This window comes from Akkermansia sp. UNK.MGS-1 (assembly GCF_000980515.1).
Classification (GTDB): Bacteria; Verrucomicrobiota; Verrucomicrobiia; order Verrucomicrobiales; family Akkermansiaceae; genus Akkermansia; species Akkermansia muciniphila.
This window is the reverse complement of the sequence record NZ_LBCB01000007.1, coordinates 1-25,602: the sequence shown is the minus strand read 5'-3', so window position 1 is coordinate 25,602 and position 25,602 is coordinate 1. Positions and strand designations below refer to the sequence as shown.

22 protein-coding genes, 1 tRNA gene and 2 rRNA genes are annotated in these 25,602 nt (G+C 51.3%); 10 read left to right on the top strand and 15 right to left on the bottom strand.

Annotated elements, in window-relative coordinates; all coding sequences use genetic code 11:
• Window positions 1-24: 24 nt before the first annotated feature.
• Genes WW58_RS03015 through WW58_RS03005 form a run of 3 tightly spaced genes read right to left on the bottom strand, consistent with a single transcriptional unit; the run spans window position 25 to window position 3,731 of the window.
• A complete protein-coding gene (locus tag WW58_RS03015) occupies window positions 25-2,457 on the bottom strand; it encodes a tetratricopeptide repeat protein (RefSeq protein WP_046435312.1) in 2,433 nt (810 codons plus the stop codon).
• Window positions 2,454-2,900, bottom strand: coding sequence for an ExbD/TolR family protein (locus tag WW58_RS03010; protein WP_022197692.1), 447 nt, complete (start codon window positions 2,898-2,900; stop codon window positions 2,454-2,456). Before WW58_RS03010 ends, WW58_RS03015 begins: the two co-directional genes overlap by 4 nt.
• A 39-nt stretch (window positions 2,901-2,939) precedes the next feature.
• Window positions 2,940-3,731 (bottom strand): MotA/TolQ/ExbB proton channel family protein, encoded by a 792-nt coding sequence (locus WW58_RS03005; protein ID WP_215833399.1) that lies wholly within the window; start codon window positions 3,729-3,731, stop codon window positions 2,940-2,942.
• A gap of 111 nt (window positions 3,732-3,842) precedes the next feature.
• On the opposite strand from WW58_RS03005, the gene WW58_RS03000 reads away from it, so the two are divergent.
• Window positions 3,843-5,411, top strand: a complete 1,569-nt coding sequence (locus WW58_RS03000) for an excinuclease ABC subunit UvrC (RefSeq protein ID WP_233465517.1) — start codon at window positions 3,843-3,845, stop codon at window positions 5,409-5,411.
• 6 nt (window positions 5,412-5,417) lie between these two features.
• The gene (locus WW58_RS02995) at window positions 5,418-5,855 is read left to right on the top strand and encodes a 23S rRNA (pseudouridine(1915)-N(3))-methyltransferase RlmH (protein WP_046435309.1); all 438 of its coding nucleotides are present in this window, start codon (window positions 5,418-5,420) and stop codon (window positions 5,853-5,855) included.
• 228 nt (window positions 5,856-6,083) lie between these two features.
• Here WW58_RS02995 and rpsI read toward each other — a convergent pair whose 3' ends face one another.
• Both rpsI and rplM read right to left on the bottom strand, forming a co-directional pair.
• Window positions 6,084-6,479 carry a 30S ribosomal protein S9 gene (rpsI, locus tag WW58_RS02990; protein WP_022197696.1) on the bottom strand — a complete coding sequence of 132 codons (396 nt, stop codon included), beginning with the start codon at window positions 6,477-6,479 and terminating at the stop codon, window positions 6,084-6,086.
• Window positions 6,480-6,493: 14 nt separating this feature from the next.
• Window positions 6,494-6,922 carry a 50S ribosomal protein L13 gene (rplM, locus tag WW58_RS02985; protein ID WP_022197697.1) on the bottom strand — a complete coding sequence of 143 codons (429 nt, stop codon included), beginning with the start codon at window positions 6,920-6,922 and terminating at the stop codon, window positions 6,494-6,496.
• A 255-nt stretch (window positions 6,923-7,177) separates the two neighbouring features.
• On the opposite strand from rplM, the gene infA reads away from it, so the two are divergent.
• The 3 genes from infA (at window position 7,178) to radC (ending at window position 10,002) form a co-directional block, all read left to right on the top strand.
• The gene (gene infA / locus WW58_RS13765; protein ID WP_343123227.1) at window positions 7,178-7,675 is read left to right on the top strand and encodes a translation initiation factor IF-1; all 498 of its coding nucleotides are present in this window, start codon (window positions 7,178-7,180) and stop codon (window positions 7,673-7,675) included.
• Window positions 7,676-7,769: 94 nt separating this feature from the next.
• A complete protein-coding gene (locus WW58_RS12880; RefSeq protein ID WP_215833398.1) occupies window positions 7,770-9,260 on the top strand; it encodes an NAD(P)H-hydrate dehydratase in 1,491 nt (496 codons plus the stop codon).
• Window position 9,261: 1 nt separating this feature from the next.
• Window positions 9,262-10,002: a RadC family protein gene (radC, locus tag WW58_RS02965; RefSeq protein ID WP_012420271.1), complete on the top strand. Its 741-nt coding sequence runs from the start codon at window positions 9,262-9,264 to the stop codon at window positions 10,000-10,002.
• Between the two features lie 84 nt (window positions 10,003-10,086).
• On the opposite strand, the gene WW58_RS02960 is transcribed toward radC, so the two are convergent.
• From WW58_RS02960 to WW58_RS12875, 4 genes are all read right to left on the bottom strand, one after another.
• Window positions 10,087-10,179, bottom strand: a tRNA-Ser gene (locus tag WW58_RS02960).
• A 361-nt stretch (window positions 10,180-10,540) separates the two neighbouring features.
• A complete protein-coding gene (locus tag WW58_RS02955; protein ID WP_012420270.1) occupies window positions 10,541-11,356 on the bottom strand; it encodes a hypothetical protein in 816 nt (271 codons plus the stop codon).
• Between the two features lie 47 nt (window positions 11,357-11,403).
• Complete coding sequence (locus WW58_RS02950; protein ID WP_012420269.1) at window positions 11,404-12,180, bottom strand: hypothetical protein; 777 nt, start codon at window positions 12,178-12,180, stop codon at window positions 11,404-11,406.
• Window positions 12,181-12,288: 108 nt separating this feature from the next.
• Window positions 12,289-12,516 carry a hypothetical protein gene (locus WW58_RS12875; RefSeq protein ID WP_237970363.1) on the bottom strand — a complete coding sequence of 76 codons (228 nt, stop codon included), beginning with the start codon at window positions 12,514-12,516 and terminating at the stop codon, window positions 12,289-12,291.
• Here WW58_RS12875 and dnaX point away from each other — a divergent pair.
• The 3 genes from dnaX to WW58_RS02935 are packed head-to-tail and all read left to right on the top strand — an operon-like array spanning window position 12,436 to window position 15,994.
• A complete protein-coding gene (gene dnaX / locus WW58_RS12870) occupies window positions 12,436-14,598 on the top strand; it encodes a DNA polymerase III subunit gamma/tau (RefSeq protein WP_237970360.1) in 2,163 nt (720 codons plus the stop codon). The two genes, WW58_RS12875 and dnaX, sit on opposite strands and share 81 nt — an antisense overlap.
• Before the next feature lie 28 nt (window positions 14,599-14,626).
• The gene (locus WW58_RS02940) at window positions 14,627-14,941 is read left to right on the top strand and encodes a YbaB/EbfC family nucleoid-associated protein (protein ID WP_046435302.1); all 315 of its coding nucleotides are present in this window, start codon (window positions 14,627-14,629) and stop codon (window positions 14,939-14,941) included.
• A gap of 12 nt (window positions 14,942-14,953) precedes the next feature.
• The gene (locus WW58_RS02935) at window positions 14,954-15,994 is read left to right on the top strand and encodes an endonuclease/exonuclease/phosphatase family protein (RefSeq protein ID WP_146023922.1); all 1,041 of its coding nucleotides are present in this window, start codon (window positions 14,954-14,956) and stop codon (window positions 15,992-15,994) included.
• A gap of 78 nt (window positions 15,995-16,072) precedes the next feature.
• Here WW58_RS02935 and WW58_RS02930 read toward each other — a convergent pair whose 3' ends face one another.
• From WW58_RS02930 to pyrF, 3 genes are all read right to left on the bottom strand, one after another.
• On the bottom strand, window positions 16,073-17,764 hold the full coding sequence (locus WW58_RS02930) for a putative manganese-dependent inorganic diphosphatase (protein ID WP_012420265.1): 1,692 nt from the start codon (window positions 17,762-17,764) through the stop codon (window positions 16,073-16,075).
• Window positions 17,765-17,785: 21 nt separating this feature from the next.
• Window positions 17,786-18,559 carry an energy transducer TonB gene (locus tag WW58_RS02925; protein ID WP_031930857.1) on the bottom strand — a complete coding sequence of 258 codons (774 nt, stop codon included), beginning with the start codon at window positions 18,557-18,559 and terminating at the stop codon, window positions 17,786-17,788.
• Between the two features lie 123 nt (window positions 18,560-18,682).
• Window positions 18,683-19,468: an orotidine-5'-phosphate decarboxylase gene (pyrF, locus tag WW58_RS02920; RefSeq protein WP_031930856.1), complete on the bottom strand. Its 786-nt coding sequence runs from the start codon at window positions 19,466-19,468 to the stop codon at window positions 18,683-18,685.
• Window positions 19,469-19,588: 120 nt separating this feature from the next.
• Between pyrF and WW58_RS02915 the strand changes: the two genes are divergently transcribed.
• Window positions 19,589-21,457: an OPT family oligopeptide transporter gene (locus WW58_RS02915; RefSeq protein WP_046435296.1), complete on the top strand. Its 1,869-nt coding sequence runs from the start codon at window positions 19,589-19,591 to the stop codon at window positions 21,455-21,457.
• A gap of 497 nt (window positions 21,458-21,954) precedes the next feature.
• Window positions 21,955-22,296, top strand: a complete 342-nt coding sequence (locus WW58_RS12865; RefSeq protein ID WP_123038897.1) for a PEP-CTERM sorting domain-containing protein — start codon at window positions 21,955-21,957, stop codon at window positions 22,294-22,296.
• A 157-nt stretch (window positions 22,297-22,453) separates the two neighbouring features.
• Here the strand turns inward: WW58_RS12865 and WW58_RS02910 are convergent, their stop codons facing one another.
• From WW58_RS02910 to WW58_RS02900, 3 genes are all read right to left on the bottom strand, one after another.
• The gene (locus WW58_RS02910; protein ID WP_102758574.1) at window positions 22,454-25,012 is read right to left on the bottom strand and encodes an alpha-N-acetylglucosaminidase; all 2,559 of its coding nucleotides are present in this window, start codon (window positions 25,010-25,012) and stop codon (window positions 22,454-22,456) included.
• A 142-nt stretch (window positions 25,013-25,154) separates the two neighbouring features.
• Window positions 25,155-25,270 (bottom strand): 5S ribosomal RNA (gene rrf / locus WW58_RS02905).
• A gap of 238 nt (window positions 25,271-25,508) precedes the next feature.
• Window positions 25,509-25,602: ribosomal RNA gene (locus WW58_RS02900) — 23S ribosomal RNA — on the bottom strand; the annotation flags it as partial.

The following is a 25,602-nucleotide window of genomic DNA, read 5'->3' as shown; positions in this document are numbered from 1 at the left end:
TTCCGGTTTCAATCTTTAAAACGCTTATCGTGCGTCCGGAGGCAAAGACTCTCCATCCTGTTTCCAATCCGGGAATTCCTTTTGCAGGCGGCCCCGATATTGGGAAGCCTCCGATTTGCGGCCGGCCTTGTCCAAAGCTTCTGCCGCCTTGAACAGAGCCTTGGGTTTCAGTTCAGCGTCATTGACAAACAGCTCGGCCGTAACACCGTAATGCTTGGCCGCTTCATCAAACTTTTTCTCCGCATAGGAAATATCCCCCAGAACAATTTTCAAGGAAGCCATCAAAGGACCTTCCACGCCCAGAGCCAGCGCATCTTCCGCCGTCTTTCTGGCATCCGCATACTTGCCCAGCCCCAGCAAAATGGAAGCCTTGTCCAGCATGCCGTCCGCACGGCGGTAAGGCTGATCCTCATCCTTCAGGAAATTGTTGGAAGCCACCAAGGCGCGGTCATACTTTCTGAGCGCCAGGCGCACCTTCGCCAAATTACGCCAAATCACCTTCTTCACATTCTGAAGCTGGTCGTTCTGCGTAGCCCAGGTCATATACTTGTCCGCCGTTTCCAGATCCTTCATCCCATAGGCCTGAAGACCCAGCCATGCGGGAATGACATCCGGCACACGAGCCACGGCGGAAGGATTTTCCTTTTGCAGGGTTTCCAGGGCTTCCTTCAGTTTATTCATGTCCTGGAGCTTGTGATAGGACAGGACGGAAAGCACATTAACCTGTTCTCCGTATTTCTGGGGATCCAGCGTCTTGGCCTCCGCCATATGGCTGATAGAAGACTTGAAATCTCCCTGGTCAAACGCCGCACGCCCCAGCAGGAAATGGGCTTCAGCCAGAGCGGCAGGAGACGCCTTCGGAAAATTCTGGATCAGGCCTTCATAATACTTCGCCATGTTCGCCATATCCTGGCGTCCCGCATAAATCTGAGCGGCTCTCTGCCATGCGGCGGCAGCTGATTCAGCTTTCGGCCAACGGGCAATCACACGGTCAAAATCCATCAGAGCCTCAGCTTCCTTCTTGGTCTTGGCATACATGTCTCCGCGTAACGTCAATGCCTCGCAAATGCGGGGATCTTTTGGAAAATCATTGATAAAATCAGTCAGCAGCTTGGCGGCCACACCTCTGTTCCCGGCCTGGGCAATCGCCCACGCGCTCTTATATAAAATATCCGCGCGCATCTTCGGAGGCACCTTGTCAAAATCAATGCTGGCATAAAACCGGGCGGCATCCGCCGGATTGGAGCTGAACAGGTTCTCTGCAGCCATCAGGCGCACCATATCATGCAGTTCACTGGTAGGAAAAGCCTTGGCATAATGGTTCAGGAAGCTCTGAGCCCGCTGGGGAAGATCTTTCTGCTTGAGTTCATTATAACACAACAACCGGTAAAAGGAGGCTTGCATGGCCTCCTGCGTATAAGGGACGGACTTTTCCGCTTCCAGAAAGAAATCCGCCGCTTTCCGATACTCCTTCAATTTATAGGCGGACTGCCCCAGCAGCATCAGCAGACGCACCTGGCCGTCCTTTGTCGGCATCTTTATTCCCTTCTGCTGCTCATACTGGGAAAGTATCTCCCTGTACTTGCCCATATTGTACAGCCCCAGAAGAAGCCCCATTCGGGCCTCCGGCGCCATCTCCTTCAGGGACTCGTCCTTCAAAAGCCGTTCATAAAGGCCCTGGGCTTCCGCAGTCTTTTTCAGTTTGGTGGCCAGCATGGCGGCCTGAAGAGTGGCGATTCCCCGGTTCCTGTTATCCACACCGGGCGTTTCCAGCACCTTGCGATATTCGGAATAGGCTTCTCCCAAGCGTCCCGTATCCGCACACAGGGCGGCATATCCCATCCGGGACACCAGAACAAACTTGGCATCCGCTTCCGGATTGCCCATCACCGCGCAAAACATGGTGGCGGCTGACTCCGGATTACCGTTGGAAAGAAACAGGCGTCCCAGACGGTACTGGGCGTCCACCTTCAAATCATTCTGTTCCGCATTGCGAATCACGAGCTGGTAATACTGGATGGCCTTATCTATCTCCCCGGCAGAAGAAGCATCCGTCGCCAGACGGTAGGCAGAGGCGGCAACCAGAGCGGGGCTGCCCGTCTGAATCAATCTGAGGAACAGGCCGTGTGCCTCATCTTTCCTGCCCAGCTCCTCCAAACACATGGCAGCACGATACTCTGCCAGAGGAGCCTGGGCAGACTGGGGGAAACGTTGGGTAAATTCCAGATATTTACGCAAGCTTAAATCAAGAAGGCGTCCATATTCCTGCCGGTTCTCCTTCGTAGCCGGAGCCTGGGCCTGCTTGTACAGCATGTCCGCCATATCCAGCGTATCCAGCTCCGGATTAGCGACCAGCGGACCATCCGCGATAGGAGCGGCATCCGGAATATTTTCCTGGGCGGCAGAAAACATCGCCAAAGTTATTAAACCTGCATTAATGGAAAAGAACGCTTTCATGAAGCCTGGGAATTGGAAACATTGATGGAAGATGGAGCCGGAGGACGCGTGGAAAAAGAAACGTTATTCAGCCCGGCCTTCAGACATGCGTCCATCACATGCACCACCACGCCGGATTCCGCCTTTTCATCCACGCGGATACGGACGAGCATAGTTTTGTCCAACCGGGCGACAGAAAAAAGCTTGTCTTCCAGCTGCGGCATTGTGTACGGCTGGCGGTTGATTACCACGGTACCATCTTTACGGATATTCACGATAATTTCATTGGACACATTTTCACCGGGCTTGGGAGTCTCTGCTGAAGGAAGATTGATGGAAAGATCCGGTTCATCATCCTCAAATGTCTGGGTTACGATGAAAAACACCAGCAGCAGAAATACGATGTCCAGCATGGGGGCTAATTGGAACCCGATAGGACTGGGCATTTTATAATGAAATTTCATACAATCTTCCGGTGAGGTGGAGAAGTAGATGCGTTCCGGCTAGAGCCCACGCACATCGCGCAGGGAAGTGGGATCTACGGGGACTTTGGGAAGTTCCTCTTCATGAAAAGCCCCAGCTGCACCGGCTCGTGGCTTCTGAAGCTGGGTGGCAACTACGGAAACACTGTGCGTGACGGCTGCCTCCAGGTCTCCTACCCGTTTGTGTACACGGCTGCGGAAATATACATAAGCCAGGATGGCGGGAATCCCAAGCATCAGGCCGCCCGCCGTCGTAATCAAGGCTTCCGCCACGCCGCCCGCCATGTCAATACGTTGCTTGCCCCCGGAAAAATCACCGTTGGCAATCTCAAAAAAGGTTTTCATCATCCCGACCACGGTCCCCAACAGCCCCAGCATGGGGGCTACGGCGCCAATATCCGACAGCCAGGAAATCTGGCGGCTTAGGAACCCCGCCTGCCGTCCTCCTTCCGCAGAGGCTATCTCCCTCACCTCCTCAAACTGGGCGGAGGGGTTGCGCAACATGAAGTTGGCTACAGTCAACATCACGCGAGCGTAGCAGGAATCTCCATTCTTGCAGAGGATGGAAAGCCCCGTGTAATCCCGCTTGCGGATGAAAGATTCCGCCTGTTCCACCAGTTTGGTAGGCAAAACGGCGGCAGCACGGGTAGAAAAGCAGCACATGACCAGCACCACTACTCCGGCGATGGATAACAGAAGCAGCGGCCACATGATGAAACCGCCTTTCATGAACAGCTCAGAAAGGGGATAATTTCTATCTCCCACCACAAAATCCATGGCGGCGGCCAACGTGGTAAACGGTACAGGGTTCATACAAAAGACATAGGGGATTATACAGAAGAAGTTTTCCTAGGCAAGCCAAGTAGCCGTAATACAGTACGTTTCCGCAGTTCCATTTCTTGCCTCATATGGCATAATGCCTGCGTGGCAGACCGCGAGCAACCAACCCTGAAAGAACTCTGGAGGGAAACTCCGCACAAACCAGGCGTTTATATCATGAAAGACGCCCGGGGAAATACCATCTACGTGGGCAAAGCCAAGGACCTTCACCGCCGCCTGGGCAATTATTTTTCTCCTACGGGAGCCACACTCTCCAACCATAAGACAAGAGCGCTCATTAATGCTATTGCGTCATTTGATTATTTTGAAACCAGAAATGACCAGGAGGCTTTTCTGCTGGAAAGCAAACTGATTAAACAATATCGCCCGCATTACAATATCCAGATGAAGGACGACAAGCGCTACCCCCTGCTGAAAATTCCGAAGGGGGAAAAACTGCCTCGTTTCCAGCTGGCGCGGGTGCGCAAAGATGACGGAGCGCGCTACTTCGGCCCCTTTGTCCACTCCCAGGCTCTTTACGCCACGCAGGAATGGCTCAACCGGCATTTCCGGCTGCGAACCTGCAAGACAAAAAATCCGGGTATCCATGACTTCAGGCACTGCCATGCGGATGTGATTCGCAACTGCTCCGCTCCGTGCGTTGGCCGCATTTCCATCAATGATTACAACCGGAACTTTGACCAGGCGGTGCGTCTGCTGGAAGGGACGGGAAAAAAAAGCGCTCTGGACGAACTTACCAGGGAAATGATGGAAGCCGCCGATGAACTGGACTTTGAACGCGCGGCATATCTGCGGGACATCCGGGACAATCTGGTCAAGGTACTGGAACCCGCCCGGAGGTTCCGAAAAGGAACTCCCGATCTTCCCGGCACCGTTCACCCGGAAGAAGACATGAAGGAACTGGGGGTAGCACTGGGATTAGAATCTCCCCCACTCATTATGGAATGCTTTGACATTTCCAATGTCTCTTCCAACCATATCGTGGCCTCCATGGTGCGCTTCACCAACGGCAGGCCGGACAACAAGGCCTACCGGCGGTACCGTATACGCACTGTAGACGGACAAAATGACTTCGCCTCCATGTCGGAAGTCATCCGGAGGCGTTACTCCCGCATTCTGGCGGAGAGCGATGCCGTAGCCTCACGGCAGGCGGACATGACCCTGTACCAGTGGCTTAAGAAACTCAGCGCGGAAGGAAAAGCCCCCATCAAAGTTCCAGATCTGGTAGTAGTGGACGGAGGTAAAGGACAGCTTTCCTCCGCTCTGGCCGATTTGGAAGCCATCGGCCTGGGAGACATGCCCATCGTAGGCCTGGCCAAGCAGAGGGAAGAAATATTTTTCCCCCACCAGTCCCAGCCCCTTTGCCTGCCTCACAGCACGGGAGCCCTCAAACTCATGCAGCGCATCCGCGACGAAGCCCACCGCTTCGCCAACGGCTATAACGAACTGCTCTACCGTAAACGCATGCGGGAAAGCGCCTTGGACGACGCACCGGGCATGAGCGCCTCAAAAAAAAGACTGTTGCTGGAAAAATTCAAATCCGTAACTGCCATTAAAAAGGCGGACCCGGCTTCTATCGCCGCCATCCGCGGCATTTCGGAAACTTGGGCCCGCACCCTGCTGAACTACCTTAACTCATCTTCCAACTCCTGACTCCTCATGCAATTCCTGATTCTGGCCGCCGGAAAGCCTTCTCTAGGCTACGCCAAGGAAGGCGTGGAACTCTATCTCAACCGTCTCAGGCCCTTCGGCAAAACGGAACTCAAACTTGTCAGGGATGGAAACTCCCAAGACGTTTCTAAACGTCTGCTGGCCGCCAGTGAGGGTTGCCTGCGCATCGCCATGGACGAACGCGGAGAACTTTGGACCACAAAAAAGCTGGTCGACTTGGCAAAGGACTGGCAAATGCATTCCGTGCGCCGTATAGCATTTCTCATCGGAGCCTCAGACGGTCATACGGAAGAATTGCGGTCCCGGTGCAATCATATCCTGTCCTTGAGCAAATTCACCCTTCAACATGAACTGGCGCTTGTTGTCCTGCTGGAACAGCTTTACCGTTGCCACACTATTCTGGCAGGAACACCGTACCATCGATAACCCTCGTCAACCAAACATTCCTGTATAGGAAAACCTGTTCCCTTCACGGCAAATGCAGGAAAATCATTGAAAGCCGCCGTAAGCAATCCAACCAGAAAAAGCTTTTTAAAGACGCGTGAAGCAGTAAAAAACAGAGCTCTTCCTGCAACAAAAAAGGAGCACTCCACAGGGAGTACTCCTTTTCCGAGAAAGAAATGGTAAAGCCAGTTCCTTCGCAACCAGCCAAGCTTAACGCTTGGAGAACTGATAACGCTTGCGGGCTCCAGGACGGCCGGGCTTTTTACGTTCCTTCATGCGGGAATCACGGGTCAGAAGACCGAATTCACGAAGCTGGGCACGGGAAGCCTCATCAACCTGAACAAGAGCACGGGCGATCGCCATACGAATGGCTCCCACCTGTCCGTGAATACCGCCGCCCTTGGTAACGACGTTCACATCAAACTTGTTCATGGTATTGGTAACCTGAAAGGGCTGAAGAACAGCATTCTGCAACTGAACGGTAGGAAGATATTCCTCAAAACCGCGGCGGTTGATCGTAATGCGGCCGGAACCTTCAGTAAGCCAAGCGTGTGCAATGGCGGTCTTACGACGGCCGGTGGCGTTGTATGGGGTTGTCTGACTCATGTCTGAAAAATCAATTAGAGAGTAATGGCAGTGGGCTGCTGGGCTTCATGCGGATGGCAGGCGCCGGCATAAACCTTCAGCTTGGTCATTTGCTGACGGCCCAAGCGGGTGTGAGGAACCATGCCTTTAACAGCCAGTTCCAGAAGAAGTTCAGGGCGGCGAGCACGAATCTTACGGGGGGTGTCCACCTGCTTACCGCCAACGTAACCGGAGAAACGGGTATAAATTTTGGCATTTTCCTTGTTACCGGTCAACACCACCTTGTCCGCGTTCACGATAATGACAAAATCGCCACAATCAACGTGGGGGGTGAAAATTGTCTTGTTCTTGCCACGCAAAATGTTAGCCGCTTCAACGGCAACACGGCCGAGCACCTTGTCGGCAGCGTCTATAACATACCATTTGCGCTCTACTTCTTGCGGTTTGGCTGAGAAGGTCTTCATGGTTCAATTCTTCGTTCTCGTTTTTCGGCATCCTGCCGTTATCTTCCAATTCGGGGGCGCATTCCTAATGATTATTCACGTAAATGTCAAATACTTTTTCTCTTTTACAGCCTTTTTCCCGTCCCTCTCCATAGAATTGTGTTTTATTTGCACAACTTCCGCATTCAGGACTTGCCCTTGCAAAAATATGGTTTATCATTCGCCTGCGCGGGATTTGTACACACGCGTTCATTTTAACTTTACAAGGAGAGTCCTATCAGCCCGAATCCAAGATCCAGCAGCCGCCCCAGCGGCGGACAAAATTCCCGCCCCGGTTCCAGACCGACCGGCACCAGTAACCGTCCCGGACAATCCAGACCTTCCGGCAATGGCACAGGAGCGGCACGGTCGGTCGGACAGTCTGCAGGACCGGGAAATTCCAGAACAGGGGGAGGAAGCCGCCCCGGAGTTAACGCCAACAGGCAACGCCCGCAAGGAGGCGGAGGACGCCACACCAAAGGCAGAAAGAATTTCAACAAATCAGAGTCCAAGGAAGAAAACTCCGAAAGTGAAATTGAAGTGGAAGGCACCATCTGCGCCGTATTGGCAGGGACCATGTTCAAGGTGCGCCTTCCCAACGGTCACGAAGTGCTGGCCCATATTTCCGGCAAAATGCGCAAACGCTTTATTAAAATCGTGGTAGGGGACAAAGTGCGTATGGAAATGTCTCCTTATGACATGACCAAAGCGCGCATCACGTTCCGCATCGGTTAGCCGCTCCCTGGTCCGCTTCTTTTGCAAAAACCTTCTCCGGCTTGCAGGAGAAGGTTTTTTAGCTTACAGTAAAGGCTGCCTCTATCAGTATGCCATGAAAGTTTGCTCCACGGAAAATATGCAGATCGCGGAACGCGAGCTCATCGTTAGCGGAACACCAGCCAGAACCCTGATGAAACTGGCCTCTGCCGGTATTGCGGAATCTCTCATGCAGTTCTTCCCCGACCCGGGATTGTGCGTAGCCTATGTAGGCAAAGGGAATAACGGGGGAGATGCCCTCACCGTCCTTAACATACTGAAACAACATGGCTGGGAAATAGGCTTCCGAACCGCTTACCCGCGCAACGAATGGAGTGAACTTTCCGTGCGGCAGTTGGCGGAAATATCTCCTCCCCCTCAGGAATACCAGGCCCCTCCCCTTCCCCATACGGGAAAACCTATGATCCTGCTGGACGGCCTGCTGGGAATAGGGGCAAAGGGAATGCTCCGGAGGGAAATCTCCGCTCTCTGCGCGGAAATGAACTATATAAGAAACCGTTGCGGGGCTGTACGTACCGTGGCTATTGATATCCCCACCGGAGTGGATCCAGACACGGGAATGCCTCAGCAAAATGCAGTGGAAGCAGATTTCACCATGTGCATAGGAGCCGTTAAGCAGGGCCTGCTGGACGATGACGCCACCCTGTTTGCTGGACGCTTAGTCTGCATTGACCTTCCCAGCCTTCACGTACAGGCGCTCCCCGCCACGGAACTTATTACCTCCTCACGGCTTACCAAATTCCTCTCTGCAAGACCCTATACGGATTATAAGAACAAACGCGGGCACATTGGCGTCATAGCTGGCTCTGAAGGAATGCTGGGTGCGGCCCGTCTCTGCTGTGAAGCAGCTCTCCGGGCAGGAGCCGGTCTGGTTACACTGCACGTTCACAAAGACGTCTATCCCTTAATCGCTCCATCCATGCCTCCGGAAATCATGGTCAGGCCCGTGGACAGTTACGCAGATATCTCCATTCGTACATTCAGTGCTTTCCTCATTGGCCCAGGTATCGGTTCCGTATCGGAGGAAGATGCGGAAGCCATCCGCCTCATTCTGGAAACAGGTACCCCCACTGTTCTGGATGCGGACGGGCTGAATCTGGCCGCGGCCATGCAGTGGAACTTGGGAGAACACGTTCTGGCTACTCCCCACCATGGAGAAATTCGCAGACTTCTGCCAGATGCAGACAACTATGCCATCCGCGCAGACATTGCCGACTGCTTTCTGGCAGAACATGAAGCCGCCCTGATTTACAAGGGAGCACGCACTATCGTCACCCAACGGGGAAAACCTCTTTTTTATAACATCACTGGGGATCCCGGCATGGCAACTGCCGGTCAGGGAGACGTTCTGGCAGGTATTTGCGGAGGCTTCATAAGCCAGGGGGAATCCCTGCTGGTTTCCGCCGTTCTGGGTGTCTACCTGTGTGGCCGAGCTTCCGAAATGGCAATCTCCGCCGGAGAAGCCACCCAGCAAACATTGACGGCAGGGGATACGCTGCGACATCTTCCTTCCGCCATTCTTTCTACCGCACGCCTCTGTTATTGAAATGACCTACCGCAAACTTCAGGAATTGCCCTCACAGTCTCTGCCCAGGGAAAAACTGCTCCGCCAAGGAAGGCACAGCCTCAGCAACGCGGAACTGCTTGCTATCTTTCTCCGAATGGGGATCAAGGGGAAAAATGTGTTGGACATGTCCTCGGATCTGATTCAGTCTGCTGGCTCTCTAGATGCCCTAGCTCATATGGAAGCTGCTGAAATAGCGAACATTTGCAAGGGAATAGGCATGGCGAAAGCCGCTACGCTGAGCGCTGCCTTTGAACTGGGAGCGAGGGCTCTCCGTGAAACTCTGTCACGTCAACCCATTCAAACACCGGAAGATGTCTATGATTATCTGACTACAGCCATGCGCTGGAAGGAAAAGGAGACGGTGCTCGTTCTGCTGCTGGATACCAAGTGTCGCCTCATCAAACCCGTGGAAATATCCAGCGGGACCTTGAACGAATCCATTGCTCATCCACGTGACATATTACGCCCCACTGTCATTCATAACGCCTATGGCTTCATCCTTGCCCACAATCATCCCAGTGGAAATCCAGCCCCCAGCCGTACGGACGACCTCCTGACCGAACGCGTGCGGGAATGCTCCAAATTATTAGGCGTTCGTTTTCTGGATCATGTAATCATTGGTAAACCGACCGAAACAACCAACAAAAATTATTATAGTTACAACCATCCTGGCGGAGACCGCCTTAAAGACCCCGGTCAAGAACGCACCCTCTATCACTGAACAGCCGCTTATCTGAATTCCCGCCTGTTCCTTTCCTATCGAAAATAAGAGCCTCGTCTTCCGACGGGGCTCTTACTGAAAAACTGGCGGAGAGAGTGGGATTCGAACCCACGGTGGGTTTTAAAGCCCACGTTCGATTTCGAGTCGAGTGCCTTAGACCAGCTCAGCCATCTCTCCACTTGGAAACCGGAGGCGGTTGTATCCGGTTTGTCGGATACTGTAAAGAACAGAATCACCGTCCAGCGTCATTCGGATGCCGTTAACGTCTCGGCGAGGCCAACGGGCCGAGCGTTGCTTCCGCCTCAAATCTTTGGGTCTTATTATGAGGAAGCGCACTCTTTTCCGGACCGGGAGGCGGCTGCGGCACACGCTCCCTCTCCTGCGGTTCCATCAACCAGGAACAGGAAGAGACCAGAAGAATAGAAAAAGACACAAACAAAAAGGAGATTGCAAATCGTTTCATCATTTCCTTTTAAAAAGTTGAACCCCATTATGCCGGACGACACAACGGGGTTCAAGGAAAATACGTGGCAAACCTTTATTTGGCGGACTGACGGGGACGCAGGAGTTGTACTCTATCGCCGGGTTGAATACTCATACCAGACGGTACGCTGTCTTTAATAATGTCAGCTACCGTCTGATTTTTCTCCAGGGAAGTTACCTTTAATTTACCAATGCTGCGACCTTCACGGGTAACAAGAAGAACCGTATTTGGATCAATACTACTGCCCTGTCCGGCCCCAATCACAACAAAACCCCACTGCGGATCCACGGATAGAACGGGATACTCTTCCCCATTTTTGGCAAGAGCAGCTCGGTATTCAGCTTGCTCCTTCTGGCGGCTAGCCAGCTCAGAAGCTTGTTCTGCCCGTCTCTTGGAAGCCACTTCCGTAGCACTTTTAATCTGGTCAATATCTTCCTGGAGCTTCTTATTGGAAGCTTCCAAAGATTCCATCTTCTCCTGGATTTCCTGTACGCTGGAAACACCGAAATCTTGCAACTTGCTCTTTAATTCCTCAATCTGTTTATTGATTTTGGACAAGTCCGCATTCAACTGCACTTCTTCTTCCTTCAACTCCGCTTCCTTGGAAAGCTGTTCATCACGCTGCTGCGTCACGGAAGCCTTGTTGGAAATCAGACTAAGATTTTCTTCCGCTGCCAAGCCACGATTCTTAATCATGTCGTTGCGCAAGCTTGTCCAAGTACGTATTTCCTTGTCCAAGGTCTTACGATACGAAATCATTTCTTTAAAATCCTGGTACTGGCCATTAATACCGAAAAGGCCGCTAAGACCGGAGAACCAGGCGCCCGCCCCTGCTGCAAGAATCAATAAAACTACTAAGACAGTTTTCATTGTGTATGTATGTGAGAGTGTATGGAGTGTATTGAACCGGAAAAATGCTAGGGACGAACAGATACAACGACGTCTCCGGCTTCAACACGTTCGCCGGCGGTTACCGTACTTGGTAGAATAGTGGCCGTGGAAACACGGGATTCAACAGCGTTTACGTCAAGCTCGGCAATTTTGTTGCCGTCCCTCATGACGGCCAACTTGGAACCGGGCACCACGCCCAGATCGGCGGCTCCTCCGTCAATCACAACTACATTAAAATCATGAATCACCTGGGAAACCCTCGTTTTCAGGTTGGGCGGAGAAAGGCGGGCATCCTGGTCGGCCTTGAGCTGACGAAGAGCGGCATTATTCACAACAAGCTGTTCGGTTTCAGCAACGATGGCATCATGTTTTCCCTGTTCCGCCTGCTTAACCACTTCCAACTGCTTGGACTCTTCTTCCAGCCCCTTGATTCTGTCAGCAATGGCTTGGATACTTTCCATATCCTTGCTCTTGGATTGCAATTCCGCCAAAGCGGTTTGCTGCGTTTGAAGGTCAGATTTCTTGGCCTCATTGGCTGAGGCCAATTCCTGATTCTTTACTTCCAGTTCATCCTTTTCCTTGGTTAAAGCATTGATGTCATTCGTCAGAGCCTCATTCTTCACCAGGAAATCGACATATTTCGTCTTTTCTTCCGTAAATTCGCCACGAAGGCCGTTCAGGTTCTTGTAGCGGGAAGCACATTCCCTACGCTCCTTGGTTAGAGCTTCCTCGTTATCAAGATAATACATGGCTCCTCCGAGAAGAGCAATGACCAAGGCTGCTATTGATACTTTGACCCACATAGGAAATTATAGAGATGAGAAGGTTCCTGTTACTTTTGTGAGATTGGCATGAACATTTTCAGATTTCAATATCAAAATGACATCCTCATTGTTTTCTTGATATTTTTTTCAGGCAAGCTCCGTAGCGGGAGTGTGCAAGAACCGTTTTATCAACATTTTAAAACAATTACTCTCTATTTTCTTTTCAAACGGGAACTCATCTTCTAGTCTTTCTGAACCGTGAGTTACCAGGTCTTTGCCAGAAAATACCGTCCTCTGACATTCGATGACGTCCTTGGACAGGATCATGTTGTCCGGACGTTGAAAAACGCCATTGAGCACAACCGTCTCGCCCATGCCTATCTCTTTGTAGGTCCCCGTGGAACGGGAAAGACATCAACCGCAAGAATATTTGCGAAAGCTCTAAACTGCAGCGGTGGCCCCAAAGTGGATTTTGACCCGCATGAAGATATATGTGAAGAAATTGCGGAAGGCCGGAGCCTGGATGTTCTTGAAATAGACGGAGCATCCAACCGCGGCATTGATCACATCCGGGATCTCAGGGACAACGTACGGTTCGCTCCGAGCAGAGGAAATTTCCGTATCGTCTATATAGATGAAGTGCACATGCTCACTAAGGAATCCTTCAACGCCCTGCTCAAAACGCTGGAAGAACCGCCACCTCATGTCAAATTTATTTTCGCAACCACGGAACCCCACAAAATACTGCCAACCATTCTATCGCGATGCCAGCGCTTCGACCTGCGCCCCATCCCTTCTGAAATCATTGCAGAACACCTGCTCCATATTGCTTCTGCAGAGGGAGTAAGTCTGAGCAGGGAAGCAGCCTTTGCTGTCGCCAAAGTGGCGGATGGAGGTATGAGGGATGCACAATCCATGCTGGACCAGCTTGTTTCCTTCTGTGGAGATCATATTGAAGAACAGCAGGTACTCCACATTTTCGGCATTACTTCCCGGGAGACCGTGGCCCATGCTCTGGCGCTTATTTTGAACAAGGAACTTCCCTCTCTCCTGCATCTTCTGCATGAACAGGCGGAAGCAGGAAGAGACATGAGCCAGTTCCTTTCCGAAATTATCTCCGCCGTGCGTGAAATTCTGGTCTCTAAAGTAGATCCAGAAGCCAGCTTTGATTCTCTCCCGGAATCCTCCAAGGAGGAACTCGCCGAATTGGTCAAACGCACCCATACGGACAAAATCCTGCGTTTGGTGGAAGTTCTGGCGGAAACGGAAGATAAAATGCGCTGGTCCACCAATAAAAGGCTTCATCTGGAAATGGGCCTGATTAAAGCCGTTCATACTCTGGCTGAGGCCAGCATCAGCGATATTATCATGGCGTTGGAAGGTGCTCCGCTAGCCACCGCGGCACCGGCCTCTTCTTCAGATCCTGCTTCACAGCAGGAACCAAGTACATTTATTTCCTCCGCCACGGCTCCCACTCCGGCCCCCCGGCAAAACATCCAGTCTCCTGTTGCTGCAACAAACCCACCCCCAGCTACGGAAGAACATTTGATGGATCCGATTCCAGATTTTTCTGTGTCCTCCCCTGCTTCATCTCCCGCAGTACAGAAAATTCAGAGCACTGACGCTCAAGCTTCTCCCCATCCTACGCAGGAAGCCGAACCACAACAGGAAACTCTTACACCCGCTGCAGCCCCCCCCTCTCTTGCCGTTGCAAAGGAAGAATTTCCCTACTCAGCCACTAAATTGCGGACAAAAACCGTACCTGCCTCCGAAGAAATCACCCGGCATCCAGACTCCGACGCCTCCGATGTGTCGAAATTTCCTACGGATTCTCCAGAGCCTACTTTTATGGATCCAGAGGAAAATCTTCCTCTGGAAAGACGAACTAACAGTTTCTTTGACAATCTATTCGATACTCCAAGCACATCATCCCAAACCCAGGCACCCGTAGAAAAAGAGGAACCGGCAGTTCTGTCCCAACAATCAGGAAGAACTATCACGGAAGAAGACTGGAAAACGGTGTTGGAACAAATGTCCGCCAAATTCCCTCTTCAAGCGGACTTTCTAGCCAACAGCGTTTTTTCCGGTTATGATGGTGTAGCAGTCGCCATTTCTTTTCATCCTTCTGACCGTCAGGGGATGGACAGTCTTGGAACAGGCCCTCTGCGAACAGCTTTGGAAGCTGCTCTTTCCCAATATATTGGAACCTCTGTTACTATTTCTATCCGTCAGGATTTCTCCATTCCCGAACCCGTGCAGGAAGAACTGGCTCCTCTGCCTGCACCACCTCCTTCCGCATCCACCATTCCTGCACCTAAACCTCATACCCCGCAGAAAAAAAACGCAGAGCCTGTCCAGGAAGCTTCCAAAGAGGAAAATGAAGATAACTCTTACTACACGGATCCGCTGATTGATGCTGCTATGGAGATTTTCCGGGCTCGTATCATTTCCCAATAGTCAACTCATCCACCCAGACACAACGACCATGAACATAATGAAAATGATGAAACAGGTCCAGCAAATGCAGGCAGGGCTTGCGGCCGCTCAAGAAAAACTCGCCTCCCAAACCGTTACAACGGAAGGAGCTGGAGGAAAATTGAAAGTTACCGCCACCTGTGACGGCAACCTCACGGAACTGGTCATTGATCCTTCCATCATTAACCCGTCCGATTCAGAATTTCTCCAGGAGCTTCTCCTTCAAACCATCAATGCAGCTATTGCTAAGGGTAAGGAAACAGCCGCGGCGGAAATGAAAAAGCTGACAGGAGGCTTGGGTCTCCCTCCCGGCATGGGCTTCTAATCTGTCACCACAGTGCATCGGCTCAGAAGACGCAAACATCTGGCAGAACCTCTGCCAACGCTATCCGGAGTCAACCACTTGGGAATAGCGCTGGGTGGCGTCTCTCTGTGCCTGTGGGTCATCGTCGTCACTATTTTCTGGACCGGTTCAGACACGATGGCTTTTGCAACGTCACTGCCCATATGGGCTTGCTGTCTCATTTTCTCCTTTCCGGCGCTCATTGCATGGCTGGTTTTCGGTTCCCGAATCGGTCTGCTTGGCATTATCGTCTGGTTTGCATACGGCATCGTTATTACAGACTTTCTCCCGCCCATTTCCAGAACTGGAATGGAATACTACAAAATGCCACCGTCTCCGGATGCCAGGCAAATAAGGGTTCTTACCTTGTACGAGGGGTGCGAGAAATCTCCTCCCATTGAACAAATATCCAAACTCCGTGCAGATGTCATTTTCGTCCAAGGCTGCAGCAACTATAACCGAACACTCAAATTTGCCTACAGCATTTTCGGTAGAACCTCTTATATCAAGCAAATAGGAAGTTGCGCGATCATTGTAAGGCACGGTCAGATTGGTCCGGCCCAGAGCATCACGGACACAACCGGTTTGATTGTAGACTGGATACCGGAAAATTCCTCCTTGGCGATTCGGCTCATCAACATCAGTCTGGAACCTTTTGAACATCGCTTCGACCTGTACTCCCCCGCCTGCTGGAAATATTTCCATACACTCCGCTTCATCCACCGTAAACAACTTCAATACCTGTTTGATACCCTGAGGGAAGTAGGAACCCAGCATGGAGAACTTCCCATTATCATGGCCGGGAACTTCAGCGTTGCCCCTCAATCCCCCATTTTCTCCAAACTCAGTTCCGACTTTCAGGATTGTTTCAAACTGAAAGGGGCCGGTTACGGAGCTACGCAACCTGTCAATTTCCCTCTATTACGCCTAGACCGAGTTTTTTGCACGCCGCCGCTCAAACCTGAAAGAGCCAGTACTGTGCTGATACCGGATACTATCCGCCGTTCTATCGTAGCAGACATTGCAATTCCCTGATCTATACCCCTTACAGCACGGCAACGCCGTTCCTCCTCAGGAAAAATCTTGCCTGTAAAAAGCAAAGATTTCCGGCATCTACAACGTCTTTAATGCACGGGAAATAGCAGGAAAAAGCTGTTTCTTTCGGCTTACCACATCAGTAGCGGAAAACAAATTAGGGCCAAGCCGCTCGTACTCGATATTTTCCAGAGCTTCTTCATCCCCGACGGCCAGCAGCATGGAATCGTGAGTAACGATATCCGTAACCAAAAGGCAAGCAAGCTTCAGCCCCTCTTTCTCCACCAGCTTCCGAAGTTCCCTCACTAAACCTTCCTGGACATCTTCCAAGCCAAACATACCAATTTCCTCAATCTGGGAAATACTGATCTTATGCCCGTACTCAGTAAAAGTCTTCCTGTCCGCCTGAATAATAACGGAAGGTTCAGTTTTGGAACGCAACAGAGAACCGGTAGCAAAAAACTCCTCTGTAAACTTCTTGGCATCTATTTTGGCAATCCCTGTCAGCCATTCCAACATTTCCCTATCTGCCCGAGCCGCCGTAGGAGATGTCAAATTCAGGGTATCTGAAAGAATCCCCGCGCACAGGCAGACCGCTACAGCCTGGGAGGGTTCCACATTACGATGGTAAAATCTGCGTGCCACCAAGGTGGATGTGGATCCTACGGGTTCATTCAGAAAACGGATTGGATCCCGTGTAGAAAGCTGGGTACCCAAACGGTGGTGATCCATCACCTCCACAATCTCCGCCTCCTCCACCCCCTTGACGGCCTGAGAAAATTCATTGTGATCCACTAAAGCCACACGTGTACGGGGCGGATCCACCAAATCCGTCTTACTCAGTACACCAATTATTTTGTTCGTCTTGATACTCATCACAGGGAACAATGCCTGCTTGCGCTTTACGGCAGCCTGCCTCAACTCGGGCAGCGGCATATTCTCCGGAAAAACGGTGTAATCCTTCTGAACCTGCTCCCTCACCTTCCGGGAACAACGGATCAACTGGCCAACACTGGCCGTATCCCAGGGAGTACTCAAAATACATGTTCCCGTCGTCTGGGCCGTCTCAATAATGTCCAAGGAAGGGAAAGCACCGGACGTGGTCACCAAAGCGCGTACGCCATGTTCCACTGCATATAGCTGCACATTCGGACGGTCCCCACAAATAACAATCAGATCCCGGATAATCCCTTTTCTCCTGTAATTTGCGAGCCTTGTTCGAACGCTGGGTTCACTGGAAGCACCCACCAGCAGAATATTCTGCGTTTCTTCCTCACTTAAGGATTCCCCGGTCAGACATTTTCCGTCAATGGTGGTGGCGATATTGCTCAGGCTGGAAAAGACGGAGCGCACATTCATCTCCGTCATATTCAGAGGCATGAGCAGGCTCAACAAATCAAAATAACGCAATAGGCCATGAAGGTTGTAATCAGCGTCAATAACCGGTATGGTTTGAAGGGAATTTTCCGTCATCCTTCGATACGCCGTCAGGAATGTATCGTCCGGACTTACGCTAATCACATCACGACGACAGATTGTCCCGGCGGTGGGCGTCACGTCATGAATCAGTATCGGCTCCGGCACTCCTGCCTTTTCCAATACCCAGGATGTTCTCAGCGTCATTTCCCCACATCTGGCGGCAACCGCACCAGGTTCGCCATGAGTTCTTAAAAACTCCGCATTCCCTATGGCTGAACAAATAGCATCCGTATCCGGATTCTGGTGGCCGATCACATAAACGGGCCTATTCTCTGTCTTCTCCGGAAGCATCTTTATATTTCCTTGTACAGGTTAATCTATATTCAGCCTGACGGGCACCACCACCTTGGAAGCAATGGGCACACCGTCCTTTTCCGCCGGATAAAAAGTCCAATTCTCTCTCACCCAACGCATAAAAAGGCGGTCCAATTCCGCATTTCCCGTTGACTGAAGAAGATTGACGGATGAAGGTTCCCCATGGGAATTTACTCCAACCACTACTTTCACCACGGCATTCACCTTCCCGACTTTAGAAGAATTGACGGAATTGGGCAAGGACGGAGCATGTTTATAACGCACCTTTTTATCAGGAGAAATATTCTGATCCGGTTCCGGACGCCCCGGCAGGGATACCGCCGGGCGCTTCACAGGCTGCCTTCGCTTTACTTCATTCATGGAAATCCGCATGGCGGCGAGCTCCTCCGGCAAGAGTTCGGAAGGAGCTTCATCCAAAAGAAAATCCTTCATTTCGGAACAATCTTCATTTTCCGGCAGCTTCATCGCCAATAAGTCTTCATCTGACGCAATCTCCGGAACAGGGCTGACTGTGGAAGGAGCTGCAACCGGAACAACAGATGTAGGCTGAACTTCTTCCATCTCCTGAGAAACTTCTTCGGACGGGGACACAAACGTCATTTCCACTTCCCCACCCTGGACGGAGGGAAACCACATATCCTGCAAATGTATGGCTACAAGCACAGCACACAAAGCCACCTGAACACCCACTGTCACTGCCACCGCAATCAACATTGCGGATCTGGAAGTGGAATGGGGAGTGAATTTTACAATTCCGGGCTTTTCATCCATAAAAAACGGGCAGGGAATGGGGATGCACCTGTTCAATATATCAGCACCCTCCCTTTGACAAGCTCATGCACAGCCATAAGCAGGCCGTTATCATTTTGTTATTTGCAAAAAAATACATGAACATCAATAATTCAATGCCTCTCGAATGCGCTGAGCAAATCCGGCGGCCTTCTCAGCAAAACCCAATTCCGGATTCTGGTACATGATTCCTCGAGAGACATTAATCAGGGGAGGCGCCACATGACCGGAACCACTCAGGCAGGAAAGATCACCGCCTTGAGCACCCAGGCCGGGAATGAGCAAAGGAGCATCCGGAATACGCTCCAGAATACTGGAATCTGCATTGGTCAAACCAACCACCATGCCTACGGAAGTTTTACAGCCTTCCCGGACAGAACGGAGCACCATGTCTCCCACCAGTTCAAAAACCCTGCGGCCCCCTGCCAGTTCCTGCCGTTCCACATCCGCAGAACCGGGATTGGAAGTAACTGCCAGCAGATAAACACCTTTACCTTCATAATTCAGAAAAGGCTCCAGCGTATCATATCCCATAAAAGGACTCAACGTCACAGCGTCCACACCCAGGCGTTCAAAGTAAGCATGAGCGTAATACTTCTGAGTCTCTCCAATATCTCCACGCTTAGCATCCAGCACCACCGGAACATCCTTAGGCATATCCGGAAGCAAATCCTCAAGTATTTCCAGACCGCGCAACCCCATGGCTTCAAAATAGGCAATATTCGGCTTAAACGCTGCCGCATATGGAGCGGTTTCCTCCACAACCTTCCGCAACAGCGCAGGAATCGCCTCCAAATCATCCATGCCGGGGCGCGGATCCAACCCGACACACAAGGCGGAACCGGTCTCTTTAATGCGGGCGGCAAGTTTATCCGTAAAAGATTGGCTCATGCCGCCCATTAAACCACGGCCGTCACAAGCACGCAAGTCTCAAGCAGAAGGAACGCCGAAAGCAGAGAAAGACAGATACGACTTTTCCACCACTCCCGCAAATGCTATATTATGAACTGTATGGCATCTACGTCCCCCCAATCTTCCAGCCCTCTCCCCTCCTGCTTGGAAAAACCGCTGCCTCTGGATGGATTCCAAGGTACTCCGGATGAAGTAGAACAGCAATGGTACGATCAAGTTTATCTGGGTTCCGGAGACAGAATGAAGCAGCTTACCTGGAGAGCCGTCATCGTAGGCATGCTTCTAGGCTCCATCCTTTCCCTCACTAATCTGTACGCCAACCTCAAAATGGGATGGTCCTTTGGGGTGGCTCTGACGGCAGGAATTATCTCTTTTGCCCTCTGGAACGCCTTTGTGCGCCTGGGCATTTCCAAATCCCCCATGACTATTCTGGAAAATACATGCATGCAGTCCGCTGCCAGTTCTGCAGGCTATTCTACAGGGGGAACCCTCACCTCTGCCGTAGCCGCCCTGCTCCTGCTGACAGGACAGCACATGCCTCTTGGCACTACCTTCGCCTGGATATTTTTCATTGCCGTACTGGGTGTCACCATGGCCATTCCGATGAAACGCCAGATGATCAACATTGAACAAATAAGGTTCCCAGACAGTATTGCTACGGCGGAAACCCTCAAAGTTCTCTATTCTGAAGGCAAAAAGGCGGCGGGACAGGCCAAAGCCCTTCTTTATTCTGCCCTTTTCGCCGCCGCTAATGCCATCGCCATGGCTGCAGGAGGAGAACGATGGCTTGGAACGGTCCAGCAACATATCCTCGGCAACTGGTACCAGCGTACTATCTTCTTCAAATGGGATCTCATGTTCGTGGGTGCGGGAGCTCTGGTAGGCATGAAAACATCCCTCAGCCTCTTCATCGGAGGAACCGTTTGCTGGGCTCTTTACGTTCCGTGGCTGGAAAGCCAGAAATTGCTTCCCGCGGGAGCAGGTTATCGGGAGAGCGTAAGCTGGACCCTGTGGGGAGGAACCGCCTGCATGGTCGTCGCCAGCATTGTGGCTTTCCTATTCCAATGGAAAAGTATTGTTCGTTCCTTTTCTTCCCTGGGTGCCATGTTTTCCCTGAGTAAAAAACGAAAACTGACAGATGTGGAAAAAATAGAAACGCCCATGAGCTGGTTTCTGACAGGCCAGCTTATCTCTCTGGGAGCTCTCGGCTATCTGGCTCATACATCATTTAACGTTCCGTACTGGATGAGCTGCATCGCGGTAGTCATATCCTTTTTCCTGGCGCTGGTCGTCTGCCGAATCACCGGAGAAGCCAATATTACACCCACCGGAGCCATGGGAAAAGTTACACAGCTCATCTTCGGAGGGATTGCACCCGGACACGTAACAGCCAACCTGATGGCGGCCAATATCACTTCAGGAGCGTCCAGTTCCTCGGCAGACCTGCTCGTAGACCTCAAAGTAGGCTACCTGCTGGGAGCTAACCCCCGCAAACAATTCATCGCCCAGTTTTCCGGAATTTTTCTGGGAACCCTCGTCTCCGTGCTGGCCTTCCGCTCCATGGTTCCGGATGCGAACGCTCTCCAGGCTTTCAATGCTCCGGGAGCCAGAACATGGGCGGCCACAGCGGAAGCACTGGGCATGGGGTTCAGCCATTTGCACAGCATCAAGGTGCTTTCCATCATTGCAGGCGGTATTCTCGGACTCATTCTGGTGCTTATTTCCCGCTATATTCCCCGGACAGGAAAATGGCTCCCCACCCCCATCGGCTTCGGCCTGGCCTGGGCCATCCAGTGGAACGACTCCTTCCTTTTCTTTACAGGAGCTGTGCTCGGCTGGGCTGCGGACCATCTTTTCAAGGCCAAATCACGGGAATATAAAGTCCCCACCGCCTCCGGCATCATTGCAGGCGCAGCCCTCACGGGAATGACCATTCTGATGTTCAGCATTTACCAGGCAGCCCTCTGAACGAAAAGGCTATATTCAAAAAAAATCCATCTCTACAAAAGATCCTGTACAGCTCATCTTTTGGAACCGGAGCATAAATCGGGGCAGTACAATAAGAATATCGACAAACGGATTGCGAATCCGAGGTCAATATTTACTTCTAAAAGAGAATAGCTTGTGTAGGCTGACCATTCCGCTTCGGGAAGCAGGAGTTTGCTGAGGACGGAATTTTGGCTATGTGCCGGAGTAAAGAAAATCTAGAACCGGTATTTACCATTGGGTCATGATTTTTTTCTCGGATAATACCGATAATGAGATAAAAAAGACTATTACTAATCGTTTTCCATCTAAAATTTTAAATAAATTGAATATTTCTTTATAACATCAATATATTTCATGTTTTTCAAAAAACGATTCTAAATTCGATAGATTTTTTCCCAGTGCATATCAATTGTATCAAGTTATATTTCCAGCCCAAAGATGAAACCCATTATTTCTGTTATCTCCATTTTTTATCGTTGGGAACCGCCCAAGCAGCCACCATATTCTCCACCACGAACACTAACACCGCCAACAACTACTTTGGCTCTGCGACCCAATCGTCTTCTTCCGTTATGTCCGCCGCCACGAATAGAAAGGAAGCAACACTTCCCGAAACCGTCTATTTAAACAGCCTTTCTCTGGACATGCATAGCGGCTGCGGAACCGGCACCTATAAAAACAATATCCTGAACTCTTGGGAGGGCATGTATTTGTCGGCAGTAAACTTCTCCACAAGTAATGAAGTGGTTCCGGAACCGGCAACCGCTACGCTGGGTCTGTTCGGTCTTAGCGCTCTATTGTTACGCCACCGCCGATAAATTTTATCACCATGCCATCTTTCAAGGAAGAAAGGGGGGAAATCCCCCCCTTCTTCCTTTTTTCGGCGAGGGAAACAAACTGATTCCGGAACAAATGGAAAAGCCTGCACGTATAACCGCCTTTTCTCCCATCCCTGCACAACTTCCTGTCCACTTCTCAATCCACCAGTTTTTTCAACACCATTTCTCCTTTGGAAGCGCCCTGAGAAACACCGCTTACTTCTGCCTTCAGGATATAGGAATCAAGGTTGGTTCTGTACTTCTTCAATTCCAGTCTGTAAATATTATCCTTATTTTCCACGCCAGTTCTGCCCTCATGAACATCGAAAGCCACCTCCCTGTTACCCTCGTATAATCTGACAGAATGGATTTTCAAGGCGCTGGGGCCATTCTTCCACTGGAAAGTAGCAGTATATGTGCCAGAAGCAGTCACCTGATCCGTCACATCAAACTGCAACGGAGAACCTTGTTGGAGTTCCCATGGACTGCCCGAGGAATGCTTTTCTTCCGCACTCAGGGCGTCCAACATTTCCCGGTGGGTATTCATCACACGATTAGCAACGGCCAAAGTATCCCCCGCCGGTTTGGCAGAATATATTTTCCCATTTCCGGCAAAGGCCAGTTCATCCCGAACCATCTTATCCATAAATGCGGCATGGGCGGCATCACGCGTCTTCTTTCCGGTCAGGACATCCATCTGAAATTCAAAAAAATTCTTCCACCGAGGCAAATAAAAATCGGAAACAAGCCCGGCCCACTGACGATTGGAATAATCATTCAGAGACCGGGGAACCTGATCAATCCACGTAGTGATAAGCATCTTCGCAGACTTGTCCATCAAGGCTTTTTCCTGCCGGGAATCACCCCAATCCAAAGCCCTTTTCTGCCAAGTTCCTAATAGGAACTGGCTATCCGTCGCCAAAAGGGCATCCATATCTGAAATCAGAGACAGGAAACGCTTTACCTGTTTCCTGTACGCAGCCAAATCTCCGGAATCAAAAGCACTCCTGACCTGTTGAAGCTGGTAAAAAGCAGCGTCCGCAAGAGCCTGACGCACAACATCCACCAAATCATAACGAAACGTCTCCTTTTTCACCAAATTCGGCTGATCATTCGCGGCCTTCAGATAACCGCGCGCCGCCTTTACAATATCGCCCAGGTGATAATATCGCTCCCCGCTGGACCATGTGGATGCCTTTCGAACATTCCAGGACGGGCGGGCGCAAATAATAGACTCCGTACACCCTTCCTGAGAACGAACGGGGTTATAGATGGAGGAAGACAGAACTTCCAACGCCTTCACGACAGCCTTTGGTGCGAAACCGTAACGCTGGCGCGCGTACTTTCCAAGCCACTCCCGGACAGAAATATCCTCCCTAGTCCACAAACGGTCGCTGAACAGGGCGTAATGCAGGGGGTTCGTCTCAAGCCCTTCGGACAAAGTTCCCATGCCCACCAGTCCCTTATCCTTATAGCCGGACAACTCACTTCCGAGCCGGGACAGAAGGGGAACCCCCCCGTACATTCCCGTATTGCCTCCAAAGTTCGCCAGTTCGCACCAGACCCACGGAATACCATTAAAAGTCCTTAAATTCTTTCCCCCGTTAGCCATATCCTTGGTAAGCTGCAATACAAGCGCACGCTCCGGATCCAACCCGGACAACAACTCTCGGGTAGGATTTCCACCCCAGGCCTGAATCACCCAGAAAGCCCCCGGAGAAGCCTTTTGCATGGCTTTCTGCACTGCCTGTGCCGCCTGCGTTACGTCAATATCCCCCTTCCGCCCCCCCTCATGAAACAAATCCCCGCCAAACATCTTTCCAGGAATGCCGTATACCTTGCGGAGAGCCTTGTACCAGTCCGCGGCCAGTTTGGGAAAAGCCTCGCAAGTGGGATCCACCACCCACGGCCTCCTGAAATTAACCCATTCCCCCTGAGGAATAAGCTTCAATCCGTCTATCCGGACATTTTCCTGAAAGTCAGAAGGAACAAATCCCACATACCCCTGAAGTACAGGTGTCATCCCCAACTGTTCCATACGGGAGACAATGCGCCTTCCCATCTGGGCCATTTTATTTATCTGTTGCTGGCTCAGCGGACCACCGTGGCCTTCCAGGTTTCCCATATTCCACCAGGCGGCAAATGCCGGATTAGGGATAAAACGAAGAGCTTTTTCCCGAGGATACCCCAAGCCTGTCAAAAAATCTTCCCATGTCTTTTCCAAACCCGCCGTTACCAGCGCATGCGTAAACCCATTCAACGCCAGAAAATCAATCTCCCTCTGCCATCTGTTCCAATCCCAAAAAGCCGCCGTATAAGAAAGGGTGCAGTAATTATAGGCAAAAACGATATTCCACGGGCTTTCTACCGTAACCGGACTGGCGGGAACCGGCAAAGGGGAAGGAAGCGTTATCCGATTTCCGTTCCACGAAAAATGGACCTTGGCTATATTCTTTAAATACCATCCATAACCCGCCACCAAGCGGCGCACATCTGACGCCTCCACCCGGATACCTCCGGCAATACCGGAAATAGTGATCTTGTTGCCCTGATCCGGATTTAAGTGGAACAAGACAGCCCCCTTTGCCGAGGGAGTTACACGCGCCACTACATCTTCAGCCGCCGCCACAGGCGATCTTTCTGCGGCAGATACGCAAACAAGCGGAGAAATGGCAGTTCCAAGAAGCGCCCCGGCGGCAAAAGCATGAGAAAACATAGTAACACTAATACGTACAAAAAATACGACATCTTACAAGAAGGAAACTAACTAAGAGAATGTAGGGGGAGAAGAACGGGACCGAGCAAGAAAAGAACAGGCCCCGCGAGTCAAGTGACTGGCGGGGCCTGATGGGAAAAAATCCCGGCGGCGACCTACTCTTGCGGGACCTGTCGTCCGACTACCATTGGCGCGGCAGCGTTTCACTTCCGGGTTCGGAACGGGACCGGGTGGGACCACTGCGCTCTGGCCACCGGGCTTCAGGGGGAAGAGGTGATTTTTTCTTCATCCTGCCTGCCCGGGAGCCCTGCTTTTTTGGGGGCTTCTGAGTGAGGGATTTTTTTCAGGGTATGTGTGTGGCGGCTAAGAAGATTTCCGTCCTTTGTGTGGGGAGGGATTCAGCGTAAACTGACATCTGCGTGGCTGGTGGTTGATGAACATGCACAGGTAAATGAGACAAGAGCAAGTTGTCATTCACGACGGGGAGTGATGTAATATGATGAAGTCAATTGGTAATTAGTATCGCTCGGCTCAATACATTGCTGCACTTACACCTGCGACCTATCAACGTGGTGGTCTTCCACGAACCT